Origin of the sequence: Pseudomonas sp. GM33 (genome assembly GCF_000282295.1) — a bacterium.
Taxonomy (GTDB): domain Bacteria; phylum Pseudomonadota; class Gammaproteobacteria; order Pseudomonadales; family Pseudomonadaceae; genus Aquipseudomonas; species Aquipseudomonas laurylsulfatiphila.
In genome coordinates this window covers 19,449-35,520 of sequence record NZ_AKJO01000074.1, presented here as the reverse complement: position 1 = coordinate 35,520, position 16,072 = coordinate 19,449, and the positions used below count along the sequence as shown (strand labels likewise).

General features: G+C 61.9%; 19 protein-coding genes. 10 read left to right on the top strand and 9 right to left on the bottom strand.

The window, feature by feature from the left end:
* Nucleotides 1-125: 125 nt before the first annotated feature.
* The gene (locus PMI26_RS17650) at nt 126-1,532 is read right to left on the bottom strand and encodes an FAD/NAD(P)-binding protein (RefSeq protein ID WP_007973787.1); all 1,407 of its coding nucleotides are present in this window, start codon (nt 1,530-1,532) and stop codon (nt 126-128) included.
* A gap of 14 nt (nt 1,533-1,546) precedes the next feature.
* Nucleotides 1,547-2,110: a helix-turn-helix domain-containing protein gene (locus PMI26_RS17655; RefSeq protein WP_007973785.1), complete on the bottom strand. Its 564-nt coding sequence runs from the start codon at nt 2,108-2,110 to the stop codon at nt 1,547-1,549.
* 84 nt (nt 2,111-2,194) lie between these two features.
* Between PMI26_RS17655 and PMI26_RS17660 the strand changes: the two genes are divergently transcribed.
* The 7 genes from PMI26_RS17660 to PMI26_RS17690 all read left to right on the top strand — a co-directional run bounded on the left by PMI26_RS17660 (nt 2,195) and on the right by PMI26_RS17690 (nt 9,441).
* On the top strand, nt 2,195-3,130 hold the full coding sequence (locus PMI26_RS17660; RefSeq protein WP_007973784.1) for a DMT family transporter: 936 nt from the start codon (nt 2,195-2,197) through the stop codon (nt 3,128-3,130).
* Nucleotides 3,131-3,377: 247 nt separating this feature from the next.
* On the top strand, nt 3,378-6,296 hold the full coding sequence (locus PMI26_RS17665; protein ID WP_007973782.1) for a monovalent cation/H+ antiporter subunit A: 2,919 nt from the start codon (nt 3,378-3,380) through the stop codon (nt 6,294-6,296).
* Entirely contained in the window at nt 6,296-6,640 is a 345-nt protein-coding gene (locus PMI26_RS17670) for a Na+/H+ antiporter subunit C (RefSeq protein WP_007973781.1), read from the top strand. Before PMI26_RS17665 ends, PMI26_RS17670 begins: the two co-directional genes overlap by 1 nt.
* Nucleotides 6,637-8,322: a monovalent cation/H+ antiporter subunit D gene (locus PMI26_RS17675; RefSeq protein ID WP_007973779.1), complete on the top strand. Its 1,686-nt coding sequence runs from the start codon at nt 6,637-6,639 to the stop codon at nt 8,320-8,322. The genes PMI26_RS17670 and PMI26_RS17675 overlap by 4 nt, the downstream gene beginning before the upstream one ends.
* Entirely contained in the window at nt 8,319-8,807 is a 489-nt protein-coding gene (locus PMI26_RS17680; RefSeq protein ID WP_007973776.1) for a Na+/H+ antiporter subunit E, read from the top strand. The genes PMI26_RS17675 and PMI26_RS17680 overlap by 4 nt, the downstream gene beginning before the upstream one ends.
* Nucleotides 8,804-9,082 carry a K+/H+ antiporter subunit F gene (locus tag PMI26_RS17685; RefSeq protein WP_007973773.1) on the top strand — a complete coding sequence of 93 codons (279 nt, stop codon included), beginning with the start codon at nt 8,804-8,806 and terminating at the stop codon, nt 9,080-9,082. Before PMI26_RS17680 ends, PMI26_RS17685 begins: the two co-directional genes overlap by 4 nt.
* Complete coding sequence (locus tag PMI26_RS17690) at nt 9,079-9,441, top strand: Na+/H+ antiporter subunit G (protein ID WP_007973772.1); 363 nt, start codon at nt 9,079-9,081, stop codon at nt 9,439-9,441. The genes PMI26_RS17685 and PMI26_RS17690 overlap by 4 nt, the downstream gene beginning before the upstream one ends.
* A gap of 140 nt (nt 9,442-9,581) precedes the next feature.
* Here the strand turns inward: PMI26_RS17690 and PMI26_RS17695 are convergent, their stop codons facing one another.
* The 4 genes from PMI26_RS17695 to PMI26_RS17710 all read right to left on the bottom strand — a co-directional run bounded on the left by PMI26_RS17695 (nt 9,582) and on the right by PMI26_RS17710 (nt 11,943).
* Entirely contained in the window at nt 9,582-10,019 is a 438-nt protein-coding gene (locus PMI26_RS17695; protein WP_007973770.1) for a DUF3995 domain-containing protein, read from the bottom strand.
* A gap of 118 nt (nt 10,020-10,137) precedes the next feature.
* Entirely contained in the window at nt 10,138-11,151 is a 1,014-nt protein-coding gene (locus PMI26_RS17700) for an ABC transporter substrate-binding protein (RefSeq protein ID WP_007973769.1), read from the bottom strand.
* A 118-nt stretch (nt 11,152-11,269) separates the two neighbouring features.
* Nucleotides 11,270-11,473 carry a hypothetical protein gene (locus PMI26_RS17705; protein ID WP_007973767.1) on the bottom strand — a complete coding sequence of 68 codons (204 nt, stop codon included), beginning with the start codon at nt 11,471-11,473 and terminating at the stop codon, nt 11,270-11,272.
* A complete protein-coding gene (locus tag PMI26_RS17710) occupies nt 11,473-11,943 on the bottom strand; it encodes a hypothetical protein (protein WP_007973765.1) in 471 nt (156 codons plus the stop codon). The genes PMI26_RS17705 and PMI26_RS17710 overlap by 1 nt, the downstream gene beginning before the upstream one ends.
* Nucleotides 11,944-12,355: 412 nt before the next feature.
* On the opposite strand from PMI26_RS17710, the gene PMI26_RS31855 reads away from it, so the two are divergent.
* The 3 genes from PMI26_RS31855 to PMI26_RS17720 all read left to right on the top strand — a co-directional run bounded on the left by PMI26_RS31855 (nt 12,356) and on the right by PMI26_RS17720 (nt 13,365).
* Entirely contained in the window at nt 12,356-12,604 is a 249-nt protein-coding gene (locus tag PMI26_RS31855) for a hypothetical protein (RefSeq protein WP_007973763.1), read from the top strand.
* 161 nt (nt 12,605-12,765) lie between these two features.
* Nucleotides 12,766-12,996, top strand: a complete 231-nt coding sequence (locus PMI26_RS17715) for a hypothetical protein (RefSeq protein WP_007973761.1) — start codon at nt 12,766-12,768, stop codon at nt 12,994-12,996.
* 132 nt (nt 12,997-13,128) lie between these two features.
* The gene (locus tag PMI26_RS17720; protein WP_007973758.1) at nt 13,129-13,365 is read left to right on the top strand and encodes a DUF2789 domain-containing protein; all 237 of its coding nucleotides are present in this window, start codon (nt 13,129-13,131) and stop codon (nt 13,363-13,365) included.
* Nucleotides 13,366-13,370: 5 nt separating this feature from the next.
* On the opposite strand, the gene PMI26_RS17725 is transcribed toward PMI26_RS17720, so the two are convergent.
* From PMI26_RS17725 to PMI26_RS17735, 3 genes are all read right to left on the bottom strand, one after another.
* Complete coding sequence (locus PMI26_RS17725; protein WP_033047772.1) at nt 13,371-13,574, bottom strand: hypothetical protein; 204 nt, start codon at nt 13,572-13,574, stop codon at nt 13,371-13,373.
* Between the two features lie 126 nt (nt 13,575-13,700).
* Nucleotides 13,701-14,924 (bottom strand): methyl-accepting chemotaxis protein, encoded by a 1,224-nt coding sequence (locus tag PMI26_RS17730; RefSeq protein WP_443200842.1) that lies wholly within the window; start codon nt 14,922-14,924, stop codon nt 13,701-13,703.
* 618 nt (nt 14,925-15,542) lie between these two features.
* On the bottom strand, nt 15,543-15,947 hold the full coding sequence (locus PMI26_RS17735; RefSeq protein ID WP_007935965.1) for a TraR/DksA family transcriptional regulator: 405 nt from the start codon (nt 15,945-15,947) through the stop codon (nt 15,543-15,545).
* Nucleotides 15,948-16,072 lie beyond the last annotated feature (125 nt).

Sequence of the window (16,072 nt, the reverse complement as noted above, 5' to 3'; positions counted from 1 at the left end):
TAGGAGCTGCCGAAGGCTGCGATCTTGATCTTGATCTTGCGTCCCTTTGACATTGTCAAAAATCAAGATCAAAAGATCGCAGCCTTCGGCAGCTCCTACCAGCGCGGTGTGTTGAATGGACGGTCTTAGCGCACCAGTCGCTCGGCCAGCGCCTTGGCCTGGCTCGCCACATCGGTGACGGCCGTGCTTTCCCACCACATGCCGCGCAACGGCGGGCCCATGGCAAACAGACGGCTGGCGGGCAGCCCTTCGGCGTTCAGCACCGCGCCATCGACTGCTGCCGCGATGCCCAGGGCCAACGGCCCGGGCCGCACCAGGCCACGGGCGAGCAGTTGCCGGGGCAGCGGGCGCGCGACCCGGCGCCAGTCGTACTCGATACCGCTGGAGTTGATCAGGGCAGCACCGCTGACCACACAGGCCTGGGCCTCGCCGCGTCGTCGAAGGCGGATGCTCACCCCGCCATTGATCGAAGGCTCAAGGCCCTGGTAGGACGCTGCGTGAATACGCAGCCGTCCTTCTTTATACAAGCGCTCGACCAGTTCGGCACTCAAGGGTGGCGAGCGGTGGTGATGGCTTTCCCACCAGGGCCGCACATGCCGCACGAACTGCCGACGCTGCACATCCGTCGCCTGATGCCACAAGCGGCCGATGTGTGCCCGTACCGTGTCCAGTGGCGCCTGCCAGTCGATACCCCGGGCGATGGCGTCCCGGCAGTGTCGACGCAATTCGCGCAGCAACTGGCGAGGTGTGCGGATGTCCTGATCCTCGGCGAGAAAATCCACCCAGGCCGGTGGCTGGCGGCGCACATGGGGCAGCAGCCCATGGCGGGAAAACACTTCGATCGGCCCGCGATGGCCGGCCTGTTCGAGGGACACCACGGCGTCGACCATGGTCAGGCCCGAGCCGATGATCATGACCGTCGATTGCGCATCGAGCTGCTGCATGGCTGCGACGTCCCATGGATCGAGAGCAGTCGCATTCAAGCCGCTGGATTGGGTTTGTGGCGTGCGCGCGGCGGGGAACATCCCGGTGGCCAGTACCGCAAAAGCGCCCTGCAAGCCTCGGCCGTCGCTCAAGGTCAACCGCACGGCGTCTGCATCGACTTGCAAATCGACCACCTCGGCCTGCACATGCTCGACCGTCGAACCGACCAAGGCGCCCACCGCCTGCGCTTCGGCCAGGCGTTGCCGAGCGTACAGGCCGAAGATTCCCCGAGGCGGAAACAATTCGCTGATCGGCACATGCTGCTGGTCCGACTCCGGCCAGCCGCCGCCGGCAATGTAGTCGGTAAGCCATTGGGTCAGGTCGTCGGGGTTGTCCGGGTCGACACTCATCCGCGCCGCGTTGCCATTGAGCGTGTGACCCAACTCCACTGCGCTGTAGGCTTCGCCCCGTCCCAACTCGGCCCGGGGTTCGATCACCAGCACCCGACGTCGGCCCGGCAAGCGCATCAACTGCGCCGCCAGCATCGCGCCACTGAGGCCGCCACCGATAATCAGAACCTCGGCGTCATTGTTCAAGGTCTGGCCCATCCTGCTCTCCCTGATCAGATCACCACATTACGCACAAACCGCGCCGCTACCAGCCCGTCATTGCGATAACAGTGCGGCTGGTTGCTGGCGAACATGAAGAATTCACCCGCTGCAACATTCTGCGGCCGGTCGCCGAGCATAACGGTCAGGCAACCTTCGAAGACATAAATCTGTTCGCTCCAGCCATCGGCGTCCGGCTCCGAGGGATACACCTCGCCCGGTTGCAGGCACCACTCCCACTGCTCGACTTCGCGGCTGGCGCTGGCCTTGGAGAGCAACACCGCCCTGCTGCCGGGGATCGTGCCGGTCCAGGCCAGTTCGTTGATACGGCTGGGATCACGGGCATCGGGGGCCTGGATCAAGTCACTGAAGGCGACGTCGAGGGCTTCGGCCACGCGGTCGAGGGTGGTCAGGCTGACATTCTTTTCCCCCGCCTCGATCGCCACCAGCATTCGGCGGCTGACACCGGATTTTTCCGCCAGCGCGGTCTGGCTCAGGTCGGCGGCATGACGCAAACGACGAACATTTTGACTGACGTGCTGGAGGACCGAAGCCCGTTGGGTAGAATCTTTGTGCACTATATTGCTCACTGAGTGGGGTTGGGCAGTATACTGCGCAACATTCGGCGCATTGTGCGTCCCCCTCCAGTAGCGTGCAAGGTCATGACGTCGGTGAATTCTCCAAAGGCTTCCTCCCGTTTCACAAGGTTCAGCAAGGCCGAATGCGTGCTGGTGCTGATCACGATGGTCTGGGGCGGAACCTTCCTGCTGGTCCAGCATGCGATGACCGTCAGCGGCCCGATGTTTTTCGTCGGCCTGCGCTTTGCCGCCGCCGCGAGCATCGTCGCCCTGTTCTCCTGGCGTCACCTGCGGGACCTGACCCTGTTCGAACTCAAGGCCGGGTCGTTCATCGGCGTGGCGATCATGCTCGGCTACGGCTTGCAGACGGTCGGGTTGCAGAGCATTCCCAGCAGCCAATCGGCATTCATTACCGCCTTGTATGTTCCGTTCGTGCCATTGCTGCAATGGCTGGTGCTGGGGCGGCGTCCGGGGTTGATGCCGAGCATCGGCATCATGCTGGCTTTCACCGGGTTGATGCTGTTGTCCGGGCCGGCCGGTGCGTCGTTCAACTTCAGCCCCGGTGAAATCGCCACCTTGATCAGCGCCGTGGCCATTGCGGCCGAGATCATCCTGATCAGCACCTATGCCGGCCAGGTCGATGTGCGCCGGGTGACGGTGGTGCAACTGGCGGTCACGTCGGTGCTGTCGTTCCTGATGGTGGTGCCGACCAACGAGGCGATTCCGGACTTCTCCTGGTTGCTGCTGTGCAGCGCATTGGGCCTCGGGGCGGCGAGTGCGGCGATTCAGGTGGCGATGAACTGGGCACAGAAAAGCGTGTCACCGACCCGCGCCACGCTGATCTATGCCGGTGAGCCGGTATGGGCCGGGATTGTCGGGCGCATCGCCGGGGAACGCCTGCCGGCGATTGCCCTGGTCGGGGCCGGGTTGATTGTGGCGGCGGTGATTGTCAGCGAGTTGAAGACCAAGGGTAAGGCGGCTGCAGTCGAAGAGGAACTGGAGCGGGAAACACAGGGTTAAGCCGTAGCCTCTGCTTTGTTTGTTGAATAGCTTTCGCGAGCAGGCTCGCTCCCACAGGGGAAACGCATTCCCACTGTGGGAGCGAGCTCGCTCGCGAAGGCGTCGGCACAGGCGAAACCTTTCTACCGGAAACAATGTGAATCAGGGCTTTTGCGTCTACCGTGTAGGATTCTGCGACAGCTTGGCGTTTGGCGATCCGGGAGCTGGCACGTATGATGCTTAACAAACTTCCGCAGATTAGAAGCCTATGTCCCTGATAGTTCTACTGCTTCTGCCTTTCATAGGCAGCTGTTTGGCGGCCGTGTTGCCGCACAATGCCCGTAACGCCGAATCCCTGCTGGCTGGTCTGATCGCCCTGATCGGCAGCGTTCAGGTCGCCTTCCTGTACCCGCAGATCGCCCATGGCGGCGTCATTCGCGAAGAGTTTTCCTGGCTGCCCAGCCTGGGCCTGAACTTCGTCCTGCGCATGGACGGTTTCGCCTGGCTGTTCTCCCTGCTGGTGCTGGGCATCGGCACCCTGGTGTCGCTGTACGCCCGCTACTACATGTCGCCGAACGATCCGGTGCCGCGCTTCTTCGCGTTTTTCCTGGCCTTCATGGGCGCCATGCTAGGGCTGGTGATCTCCGGCAACCTGATCCAGATCGTGTTTTTCTGGGAGCTGACCAGCCTCTTCTCCTTCCTGTTGATCGGCTACTGGCACCATCGCGCCGATGCCCGGCGGGGTGCCTACATGGCGCTGATGGTGACCGGTGCGGGCGGTTTGTGCCTGCTGGCGGGGGTCATGCTGCTCGGCCATGTGGTCGGCAGCTATGACCTGGACAAGGTCCTGGCCGCCGGCGACCTGATTCGTGCCCATGCCCTCTACCCCATCCTGTTGCCCCTGATCCTGATCGGCGCCTTGAGCAAAAGCGCGCAATTCCCCTTCCACTTCTGGCTGCCCCACGCCATGGCCGCGCCGACGCCCGTGTCGGCATACCTGCACTCGGCGACCATGGTCAAGGCCGGGGTGTTTCTGCTCGCGCGGCTATGGCCGTCGCTTTCGGGCAGTGAAGAATGGTTCTACATCGTCAGCGGCGCCGGCGCCTGCACCCTGTTGCTCGGGGCGTATTGCGCGATGTTCCAGAACGACCTCAAGGGACTGCTGGCCTACTCGACCATCAGCCACCTCGGCCTGATCACCCTGCTGCTTGGCCTGAACAGCCCGCTGGCCGCCGTCGCCGCGGTGTTCCACATCCTCAACCACGCGACGTTCAAGGCCTCGTTGTTCATGGCCGCCGGCATCATCGACCATGAAAGCGGCACCCGCGATATCCGCAAACTCAGCGGCCTGTACAAGCTGATGCCGTTCACTGCCACCCTGGCCATGGTCGCCAGCGCCTCGATGGCCGGCGTGCCGTTGCTCAACGGCTTCCTCTCCAAGGAGATGTTCTTCGCCGAGACCGTGTTCATCAATGCCACGCGCTGGGTCGAGCTGAGCTTGCCGATCGTGGCAACGATCGCCGGTACCTTCAGCGTGGCTTACTCCCTGCGTTTCACCGTGGATGTGTTCTTCGGTCCGCCCGCGACCGACTTGCCTCACACGCCCCACGAGCCACCGCGCTGGATGCGCGCGCCGGTCGAGCTGCTGGTGTTCACTTGCCTGCTGGTGGGGATCTTCCCGGCCCAGGTGGTCGGCCCGCTGCTCGCGGCGGCGGCGCAACCGGTGGTCGGCGGCGCCCTGCCCGAATACAGCCTGGCGATCTGGCACGGCCTGAACGCGCCGATGATCATGAGCCTGATCGCCTTGTCCTGCGGCACCGTGATCTACCTGCTGCTGCGCAATCAATTCAAGCGCGGACGCTTCAACCGCCCGCCCGTCGTGGGTCGCCTGGACGGCAAGCACCTGTTCGAATGGGCACTGGTCGCCAGCCTGCGCCTGGCCCGTCGCCTGGAGCCGCGGATCGGTACCCGGCGCCTGCAGATGCAGTTGTTCCTGGTGGTGCTCGCCGCCGTGCTGGCCGGCTTGATTCCCATGCTGCACAGCAGCCTGCACTGGGGCGACCGGCCGAAGATCCCCGGCTCGATCGTCTTCGTCACCCTGTGGTTGCTGGCCATCGCCTGTGCCCTTGGCGCGGCGTACCAGGCCAAGTATCACCGTCTGGCAGCCCTGACCATGGTCAGCGTGTGCGGCCTGATGACCTGCGTCACCTTCGTCTGGTTTTCGGCGCCGGACCTGGCCCTGACCCAACTGGCGGTCGAAGTGGTGACCACGGTGCTGATACTGCTGGGCCTGCGCTGGCTGCCACGACGGATCGAAGAAGTCTCGCCGTTGCCGGGCAGCCTGCGCCGCGCGCGGGTGCGGCGGATACGCGACTTGCTGTTGTCGTCCTCGGTCGGTGTCGGCATGGCGTTGCTGGCCTACGCCATGCTGACGCGCCAGACCCCCAACGACATTTCCTCCTTCTACCTGAGTCGCGCCTTGCCCGAAGGCGGCGGCAGCAACGTGGTCAACGTGATGCTGGTGGATTTCCGTGGTTTCGACACCCTCGGTGAAATCACCGTGCTGGTGGCCGTGGCCCTGACCGTGTACGCCCTGCTGCGTCGCTTCCGCCCGCCGAAAGAAAGCCTGCAACTGCCGGCCCAGCAACGCTTGCTCGCACCGGATGTGGTCACCGACCTGGTCAACCCGCGTCACGCCAGCGACACCGCGCTCGGCTTCATGATGGTGCCGGCGGTGCTGGTGCGCCTGCTGTTGCCGGTGGCGCTGGTGGTGTCGTTCTACCTGTTCATGCGCGGGCACAATCAACCGGGCGGCGGCTTTGTCGCCGGGCTGGTGATGTCGGTGGCGTTCATCCTGCAATACATGGTCGCCGGCACGCAGTGGGTCGAGGCGCAAATGAGCCTGCGACCGCTGCGCTGGATGGGCACCGGGCTGCTGTTTGCCACGGCCACCGGCCTGGGTGCGATGCTGGTCGGCTACCCGTTCCTGACCACCCATACCTGGCACTTTTCGTTGCCGCTGCTGGGTGACATTCACCTGGCCAGCGCGCTGTTCTTCGACATCGGCGTATACGGCGTGGTGGTCGGCTCGACCCTGCTGATCCTCACCGCCCTCGCCCACCAATCGGTGCGCGGTCACAAAACCGCTGCCCAGCCCAAATCCGTTACCGCCAAGGGAGCCGTCTGATGGAAGAAGTCATCGCAATCGCCATCGGCGTCCTGGCCGCGTCCGGCGTGTGGCTGATCCTGCGCCCACGGACGTTCCAGGTGGTCATGGGCCTGTGCCTGCTGTCCTACGGCGTCAACCTGTTCATTTTCAGCATGGGCAGCCTGTTCATCGGCAAGGAACCGATCATCAAGGACGGCGTGCCGCAGGATCTGTTGCACTACACCGACCCGTTGCCGCAAGCACTGGTGCTGACGGCGATCGTCATCAGCTTCGCCATGACCGCACTGTTCCTGGTGGTGCTGCTGGCGTCCCGGGGCCTGACCGGCACCGACCATGTGGATGGCCGGGAGCCCAGGGAATGATGGCGATGACCCACCTGATCGTCGCGCCCATCCTGCTGCCGTTGCTGACGGCCGCGATCATGCTGATGCTCGGCGAGAAGCACCGGCCGCTCAAGGCCAGGATCAATCTGTTCTCCAGCCTGCTCGGGCTGGGCATTGCCGTGGCGTTGTTGCAATGGACGCAAACCACCGGCGTGCCAGGCTCCATCGGCGTGTACCTGCCGAGCAACTGGCAAGTGCCGTTCGGCCTGGTGCTGGTGGTCGATCGTCTTTCGGCGCTGATGCTGGTGCTGACCGGCATCATCGGCGTCAGTGCCCTGCTGTTCGCCATGGCCCGCTGGGACAGCGCCGGTTCGAGTTTCCACGCACTGTTCCAGATCCAGTTGATGGGGCTTTACGGCGCATTCCTCACCGCGGACCTGTTCAACCTGTTCGTATTCTTCGAGGTGTTGCTGGCTGCGTCCTACGGGTTGATGCTCCACGGCTCGGGCCGGGCGCGAGTGTCGTCGGGACTGCATTACATTTCGATCAACCTGCTGGCCTCGTCGCTGTTCCTGATTGGCGCGGCGCTGATCTATGGGGTGACCGGCACGCTGAACATGGCCGATCTGGCGGTAAAGATCCCGCTGGTGTCCGAAGCTGACCGGGGCTTGCTGCACGCCGGCGCGGGGATCCTGGCCGTCGCGTTTCTGGCCAAGGCCGGCATGTGGCCGTTGAACTTCTGGCTGGTGCCGGCCTATTCCTCGGCCAGCGCGCCGGTGGCGGCGATGTTCGCGATCATGACCAAGGTCGGCGTCTACACCTTGCTGCGCCTGTGGACGCTGCTGTTCTCCGCCCAAGCCGGGGCATCGGCGTTCTTTGGCGGGGAGTGGCTGATCTACGGCGGCATGGCGACCATCGTCTGCGCCGCCCTTGCGATCCTCGCCGCGCAACGCCTGGAGCGCATGGCCAGCCTTAGCATTCTGGTGTCGGCGGGCATCCTGTTGTCGACCATCGGTTTCGCCCAGCCGAACCTGGTGGGTGCAGCGCTGTTCTATCTGTTCAGCTCGACCCTGGCGTTGAGCGCGCTGTTCCTGCTGGCCGAACTGATCGAGCGCTCGCGCTCGGCCAACGAGATACAGCTCGAAGATGAAGCCGAACTGCTGCCCCGCCCCCTGGAATCCCTGCATCCCCCCAAAGGCACCAACCTCGACGACGACCAGAAAGCCGTGGTCGGCCAGGTGATCCCCTGGACCATGGCGTTTCTCGGCCTGAGCTTCATCGCCTGCGCCTTGCTGATCATCGGCATGCCGCCGCTCTCCGGGTTTATCGGCAAACTCGGGCTGATCGGCGCCCTGCTCAATCCGCTGGGCCTGGGCAACAGCGGCGACAGACCGATTTCCAACGCCGCGTGGGGCCTGCTGGTGCTGTTGATTGTGTCGGGGCTGGCGTCGCTGGTCGCATTCTCGCGCCTGGGCATCCAGCGCTTCTGGACGCCGGCGGAACGACCATCGCCCCTGCTGCGACGCCTGGAATGCGTGCCGATCTTCGCGCTGCTGGGTTTGAGCATTGCGCTGACCTTCAAGGCCGATCCGCTGCTGCGCTACACCCAGGCCGCCGCCGATGCCTTGTACAACCCGCAGCAATACGTGATGGCGGTGCTCGACACCCGCGTCGTACCGAACCCCACGGCCAAGGCGATCCCGCAGGAGGTGCAACCATGAAGCGTCTGTTTCCCGCCCCCTTGCTCTCGCTGGCCTTGTGCCTGCTGTGGCTGTTGCTGAACCTGTCGACCAGCCCCGGCAACCTGCTGCTGGGGGCGGCGCTGGGGTTCTGCGCGCCGCTGATGATGCGCAGGCTGCGTCCGCTGCCGGTGCGCATCCGTCGTCCGGGGGTGATCCTGCGCCTGGTCCTGCTGGTCGGGCGCGATGTGCTGGTGTCCAACCTCGCCGTGGCCTGGGGCGTGCTCAATGCCGGGCACCGCCCGCCACGCTCGCAATTCATCAAGGTGCCGCTGGACTTGCGTGACGCCAACGGCCTGGCCGCGCTGTCGATGATCACCACGGTGGTGCCGGGTACGGTCTGGTCGGAGCTGGCGCTGGACCGCAGCATTCTGCTGTTGCACGTCTTCGACCTGGACGACGAGGCGCTGTTCATCCAGCACTTCAAGGCGACCTACGAGCGTCCGTTGATGGAGATCTTCGAATGAGCCCCTTGCTGGCGAACGCGATCCTGCTGAGCCTGTTCCTGTTTTCCCTGGCGATGATCCTGACCCTGATCCGCCTGTTCAAAGGGCCGTCGGCCCAGGACCGAGTCCTGGCGCTGGACTACCTGTACATCGTCGCGATGCTGATGATGCTGACGCTGGGTATTCGTTATGCCAGTGACACCTACTTCGAGGCGGCGCTGCTGATCGCCCTGTTCGGTTTCGTCGGCTCGTTCGCCCTGGCGAAATTCCTGCTGCGTGGTGAGGTGATCGAATGAATACGCCCTTGTCGTTGTGGGTGGAAATCCCGGTGGCGATCCTGCTGGTGCTCGGCAGTCTGTTTGCCTTGATCGGCGCCACGGGCCTGCTGCGCATGAAGGACTACTTCCAGCGCATGCACCCACCGGCACTGGCCTCGACACTCGGAGCCTGGTGCGTGGCGCTGGCTTCGATCATCTATTTTTCGGCGCTCAAGTCTGCGCCTGTCCTGCACGCCTGGCTGATTCCGATCCTGCTGGCGATTACCGTGCCCGTGACCACCTTGCTGCTGGCCCGGGCGGCGCTGTTTCGCAAGCGCATGGCCGGGGATGATGTGCCGGCTGAGGTGAGTAGTCGGCGGACCGAGAGTGGTAGTTAGACAAAAGGATTTGTATCCACTGGACCGGCCTCATCGCGAGCAAGCTCGCTCCCACAGTGGATTTGCGGCGCACACAAAACCTGTGGGAGCGGGCTTGCTCGCGAAGAGGCCAGTATTGCCACTACAGAAACATCGATCAATCAGGCCCAGGCCACCGCCAACAACCCCGCCCCCAACACCACACACAACGGCGAATAAACCCAGGTGTCGAGCCGGGCAAACTCCGAGCCCTTGACCTCCTTGAAAAAGCCCACCAGCTCCGAATCGCCAATGGCCCGGGCAAACAGCAAGATCGCAATGGCACTGATCGCCCACTGCAACGACCAGTGATGCAAGGGTGGCAGCCACCAGCCCACCCGCCAGCACACCAGCACGGCGATCAACAGCAATGCCCCGGCCACCACCAGCGTGATCCAGCCTCGCGGCTTGAACGCCGGTTTCAGTTTTGCGCTGCCTTCCTGCGGTACTTGCGGGACCGCCGCCACCGCCGCCCACTCGCCACCCAACGCCCAATACACATGCACCAGACTGATCACGGCGAAGATCGTCACCAGCGACTGAGCCAACAACAGGGTCATGGTTCAGAGATCCTTGAAAGGGATATGAACCGAACATTGTAGGAGCTACCGCAGGCTGCGATGTCTTGATTTTGCTTTTTCATGACAAAGATCAAAAGATCCCGACCTGCGGCAGCGCCTACAGGGCGGCGGAGACTTTGTCCGCCACGTCCTTGGGCAGCCAGGCGCGCCAGACGTCCGGGTGAGCCTTCATGAACGCCTGCGCTGCCTGGCGCGGCGGCGTATGTTTCTCGCTCATTTCGGCCAGCGCCTTGTTCAGCGGGTCGATCGGGAAGTCGACCTTGGCAAAGAACTCGGCAATCTGCGGATATTGCTTCTGGAACGGAGTGGACACACCGATCGACAGCTTCGAAGCCAGGGAACGGGTCGGCCGTGGATTGGGGTTGTCGGCGTCGGTCAGGGTCTTCCAGGCTTCGGCGTCGAACGGTGGCTCTTCCAGTTGAATCAGCTTGAAGCGGCCGAGCAAAGGCGTAGGCGACCAGTAGTAAAACAGCACCGGCTTGCCACGATGAATGGACGAACTGATCTCTGCATCCAGGGCCGCGCCCGAACCGCTGCGGAAGTTCACGTAGCTGTCGTCCAGGCCGTACGCCTTGAGCTTCTGCTTGTTGACCACTTCCGAGGTCCAGCCGATCGGGCTGTTGAGGAAACGCCCTTTGGTCGGGGCTTCCGGGTCCTTGAATACGTCCTTGTAGCGTGGCAGGTCGCTGACGCTGCGCAGGTCTGGCGCCAGCGGCTTGATGCCCTTGGCGGGGTCGCCCTTGATCACGTATTCCGGCACCCACCAGCCTTCGGTAGCGCCCTTGACCGTGTCACCGAGGCTGACGACTTTGCCTTCGGCTTCGGCCTTGACCCAGACCGGGCTGCGACCGGCCCACTCTTCGCCAATGACCTGGATGTCATTGTTGGCCAGCGCGGTTTCCAGGGTGATGGTAGTGCCCGGCAAGGTATCGGTGGGCAGCCCATAACCCTTCTCGACAATGATGCGCAGGACATCGGTGATCAAGCTGCCGCTTTCCCAGTTCAGGTCGGCGAAGTGAATCGGCGCCTGGGCGGCAAACACCGGGGCGGGTATCGCCAGCAAACCGAAAGTGGCCAGGACAGCAGCCAGCAACCGTCGAAATCCGTTCATGCTTTTGCACCTCGTGCTGTTCACAGCAATAGCAGGATGGCCTGGCAGTAGACCGCGAAGCCTCTGAATACTCAGTCCAATGACTGTAGTAGAGGTTCCCGTTTTCGAGGTGCGTGGATCAGTTTTCGGAAATTTCCTGCAAACGCGCCAGCTCACGTCTGACCATGCTGGCGTAGGGCGCCGGTTGCAGTTGGTAAAGCTGTGACGCCACCCAGTTCAGCCAGGCTCCTTGCAGAAGGGTCTTGTGCCCTAACAGCCGCCGCGCTTCGTCTTGAGCGCTGGCCAGGTTCTGTTCGTGGAAGTCGGCGCGGGTCTGGGTCATCACTCGCTGGCCTTGAAGGTCACCAGTTCGCCCTTGCGCCACTTGGCCGCTTTGGCGGTCACGGCCTTGAGGGTCTTGGTCAGGCCTTCCTGCAGCTGTTGATGGGCGGCAAACACCATCACCACGCTGTGACCTTCCTTGAACACGATCCCCTGACCGTCGGCCGTGGTCACGAAGGCGTAATCGCCAATTCCGTAAACCGTCAGCTTGATGTCGCGGAACCTGATGTCCAGCTTGCCGCCTTCGCGACTGGGCAGCACGGAGGCGCTGAAATGATCGCCGACCTTGAGCTTGAGTCCGGGTTTGTCGTCCACCACCAGGGCTGATTCGGTGTCGATTTCGGCAATGTAAATGCCTTCAGCGTTCTGTTCGGTGATGTAAACGAAACGTGACTGAAACTGCTTGACCAGCTTTGCGCGCAAATCGCCCAGCACGAACAGGGCATGCATATCGAGATTACTTACTGCCAAGGAAACATCCCCACATCTGAAAAATGGTGCCGTACGCGAAAATAATCGCACAGCCAAAAAAGCGGCAATGCCGAAGGTGTAGCCAGAGAACCCGGATTGAAGTCCTGAATGAGCAGTGCACTCATTCATCACGAAGCTTGAGAAGACTACTGGAACGTCACTCGCGTCGTCCTGACTGGCGTTCGTCACAGGCTGAAGGAAAACGCCCTTCCTGCTGCCAGAAAATTATGGACTATCAACTTCGGGGAAAAATCTCACCAAGAGAACAAATTTTCCTACATATCCTCAGCAAAAAATTGCTTTAGATAAACATCATTCACCCACCAGTCAGGGTGATTCTAGAGCAGCGATGCTCCTGGAGACTAGCCAAAACGACGTACATACGTCGGTAAAACAATGAAAAGGACTTCATATGTGCACACTGACACACTTTGCCTATCCCTTGCTGCCTGACTCGGAAACAACAGCGATCTCGCAGCCGTTGCCGTTCGGCCGTTCTGAACCGCTTCCGGATGTCCCTCCCCGCCTGCGCTTTCAGGTAGTGATGGCGGGTATTGCCTTCTTTCACATCAAGGATATTTCTACAGGCTGTGTAAGAGGTTTCCGAGCCAATCATAACGAAGCCTGCGCCCTCGCCCGGTTCCTTGAATCACAGGGTTGACATGCCCGCCACGCTCATTTTCATCGACGTTTGGTCTGCCCGTCGACTTATCTCAGCCGTCGACGGGCAACTACTGCCATACTGCCCGCCCAATAAAACGGATCCGCAACCAATCGGATTGCGTTGACAACAACAATGTATTTCCAGGGGAAGTCTGCAACGTGACGGAATTTGATATCGGCGAGTTTTTTATCCGGGGTGAAGCCAGAGAAGTCGAGGGTGAATTCCAGGCCGTGATTGTCATGCGCGCCAAACCTCCGCTCAAGACCGTGACCTATCACCAGGTCGAAAAGGATCGCTGGTTCAAAACCCCGGATGTCGCTGCGATTGCGGCCCAGGAATCGGCCAGGGAACTGAAGGCGGCGGTCGATGCCGGGGCACTGAAAGCCTGATAGCCGGATTGGCGGTCTATGCTCTGTGTTGCGTTTGAACATCGTGATCGAACTCCACCCGTGCGGCGCCCTCGAAACCAGGAGACCGCACGTCGCCCCTCGACCCGACTGATGACCTGCAAGGAGATGAAGATGGAATCACCGACACATGACTTGAAAGGCCTGTTCGACCAGCTCGGCCTGGACTCGAGCCAGAAAGCGATCGACGACTTCATTGCCGGCCATTCCCTGCCCGACGACAAGAAGCTCATCGACGCCGAGTTCTGGTCACCGCAGCAGGCCGGCTTCCTCAAGGAACAACTGCGCGAAGACGCAGACTGGGCGCGGGTGGTCGACGACCTGAACCTGCGCATGCATCAGACCCACTGACCACCTCAATGCAGGCTGTCAGGTCGTTCGGCGTCCAATTGCGCCAACCAGGCAGCCTTGCACTCCTCCGCCTCGTCGCGACTGGAAAACGCCGTGCCCCGGCGCTCGCCATTGAGCAACACCACCCAACAAACCTTGCGTCCCATGGAGCGCAGATTGGCAGGTACGCCGCTGCCGATCATGACCGCGACATCAACTTTGCCTTGCATGCTGACCTCGAACTTCATTAGCAACCTAATTAATAGATATGCTAGTTAAATTTTCGACGAGGAAACAGCAAAACGCTGCACAGGTTAATTGCAGGATTTGTAACAATCACCCGGCAACCCGAGTTTCTAGCGCGGTTTTTCCGGCTTGTAGCCCAGGCGCAAACCGCCCCAATGCCGGCCCTTGAGCATGATCGGCACCGAGAGATCGTGCATTAACTCACCGGTGTCGCGGGTATAGGTTTGCAGCAGCACGGCCTTCTGATGATTGCCGCAGCGGATCCCGGTGCGGTCGGCGAACTTGCGTTTGGTCCGGTTCTGCAAGGCATCGACCTGCGCGTCCCCCGTCAGCGGCTGGCTGAACGCATGGTTGTGGGTCGGCACATAACCCTGCTGGGTGCAGGCGATGGCGAACACCAATCCTTCGTGACGCGGCAACAAGGGTTCCTGGATCGTTGGCAACACCTGATCGGTGTAGCGGTCGAAACGCGTCTGGTACTTGGTCGGGCTGGTGTTGGGGATGACCTGGTAGTTGCGGTCGAACAGATCGTCCAGGCTGATTCGACCGGCATCGATATCCGCCTCGAAACGTTCTGCAATCCGGCTCGCGCCTTCCCGGGCCAGGTCATAGATTCGCTGGTGATAATCATCCAGCCCCACCTCGGCCAGTCGCTCGCTGATGGTTTCGGCCTGCCCTTCCATTTGCACCGCCGCCTGGGCCAGACGCTGAGTCTGCTGGTCGCTGACCGCCAGGTCGCTGCGCATCTGTTCGATGGCGTGAAACAGGCTGTCGAGCTGTTCACGGTTGGTGTCTGCGCCCTGGGCGATGTCCCCGACCTGGGACTCGACACTGGCCGCCAGACGGGCAATGTTCTCCAGGTGCTGCCCCGTGCGCTCGACCTGCTCGACGCCGGTGTCGAGATCGCTGGACAGTTGGCGGATCTGCTCCACCACCTGCGCAGTACGTTGCTGGATATCGGCCACCATCTCACCGACTTCGCCCGTCGCGGTCGCCGTGCGCGCGGCAAGCCCGCGAACCTCATCGGCCACCACGGCAAACCCGCGGCCGTGCTCCCCCGCCCGCGCCGCTTCAATGGCGGCGTTCAACGCCAACAGGTTGGTCTGGCTGGCGATGGATTGAATCACCAGGGTCACGCGCTGGATATCATCGCTGCGCAGGCTCAAGGCTTCGATCAGTTCACGGCTGTTGCTGGCGCGTTGGCTGAGCTGGTGCATGCGGGCAATGGACTCGATCAGTTCCGTACGCCCCACCGCGCCGCATTGATGAGCCTCGCTGGCGGCGCTTAGCGCCTGGCGACTGAGCAGCGAGGTGGCGTGTTCGGTGGTAATCATGACCTCGGCGTTGCTGACGATCTGTGCCGCCGCCGAGAGCTGCGATTGCAGTTTTTCCGCCAGTTGCCGAACCGAGAACGCCACCCCGGCGGCCGAAAGCGCGTTATGGCTGGTGGTGTAGGAAAGATCGCGAGTCAATTCGCCGATGGCATCGGGGTTGTCGGGGGAAGCCGCCTGTGGGGTCGCGCGCGAACGCAAGCGAGGCAGCCAGATGATCAGTACGGCCAGGGGCAGGCCAAGGTAGAGCGACCCACCGCCCAACGTCATGCCACATAACAACAGCATCAGGGCGATGCTTTGCAGCGTCGGTGTCAGCCAGCGGTTTTTCGGCAACAGCACTGGTGCAGTCACTGCCGCAGCCAGAGACCCGTCTCTTGTCATCATCGTCACCCCGGAAAACTTCTAATTGTTGTCATCGCATTAAACGCCAGCATAAGGCCATTATCCATGAGCCTTTAGTCGCGAACCTTGCAGCAGATCAACAGAAGAATCGGGAAATCGCAGACGACAGAAAACAAAGATCGCAGCCTTCAGCAGCACCTACGGAACAAATGTAGGAGCTGCCGAAGGCTGCGATCTTTTCCAGGCAGCCCGGTATAACTGGGCTACCTCACAGAATCAGGCCTGACGCTGGTGCTTGTCGATTTGCTCGTGACGCTCTTGAGCTTCGATGCAGTACTTGGTGGTCGGGCTGATCAGCAGGCGCTTGAGGCCAATCGGCTCGCCGCTGTCGTCGCACCAGCCAAAGCTGTCTTCCTTGATGCGCTCAAGGGCTTGTTCCAACTGAGGCAGCATGCGCTGGTCGCGATCGATCGCGTTCACCAGCCAGGTGCGCTCTTCTTCGACCGAAGCCGCGTCTGCCGGATCGGCCGGGGTGTCCAGGCTTTCGATGGCGATGCGGTTCTGTTCGATGCGCTCATGGGTTTCGACTTTCATGTTCTGCAACAGCTCGGAGAAAAAAGCATGTTGCTCGGCATTCATGTAGTCATCCGCCGGCATGGCCAGCAACTTGTCCTTTGTCATTGATATCTCTATAAAAAAACGTGCATTAAGGCGAATTAGGGAGCGTTCCGGCAGACCTGGGCAGGCCATCGGAAAGGCGCCGTTTGTTCCAAGCGCCACCCGGCACTCAATTTACGAGGGGCGGC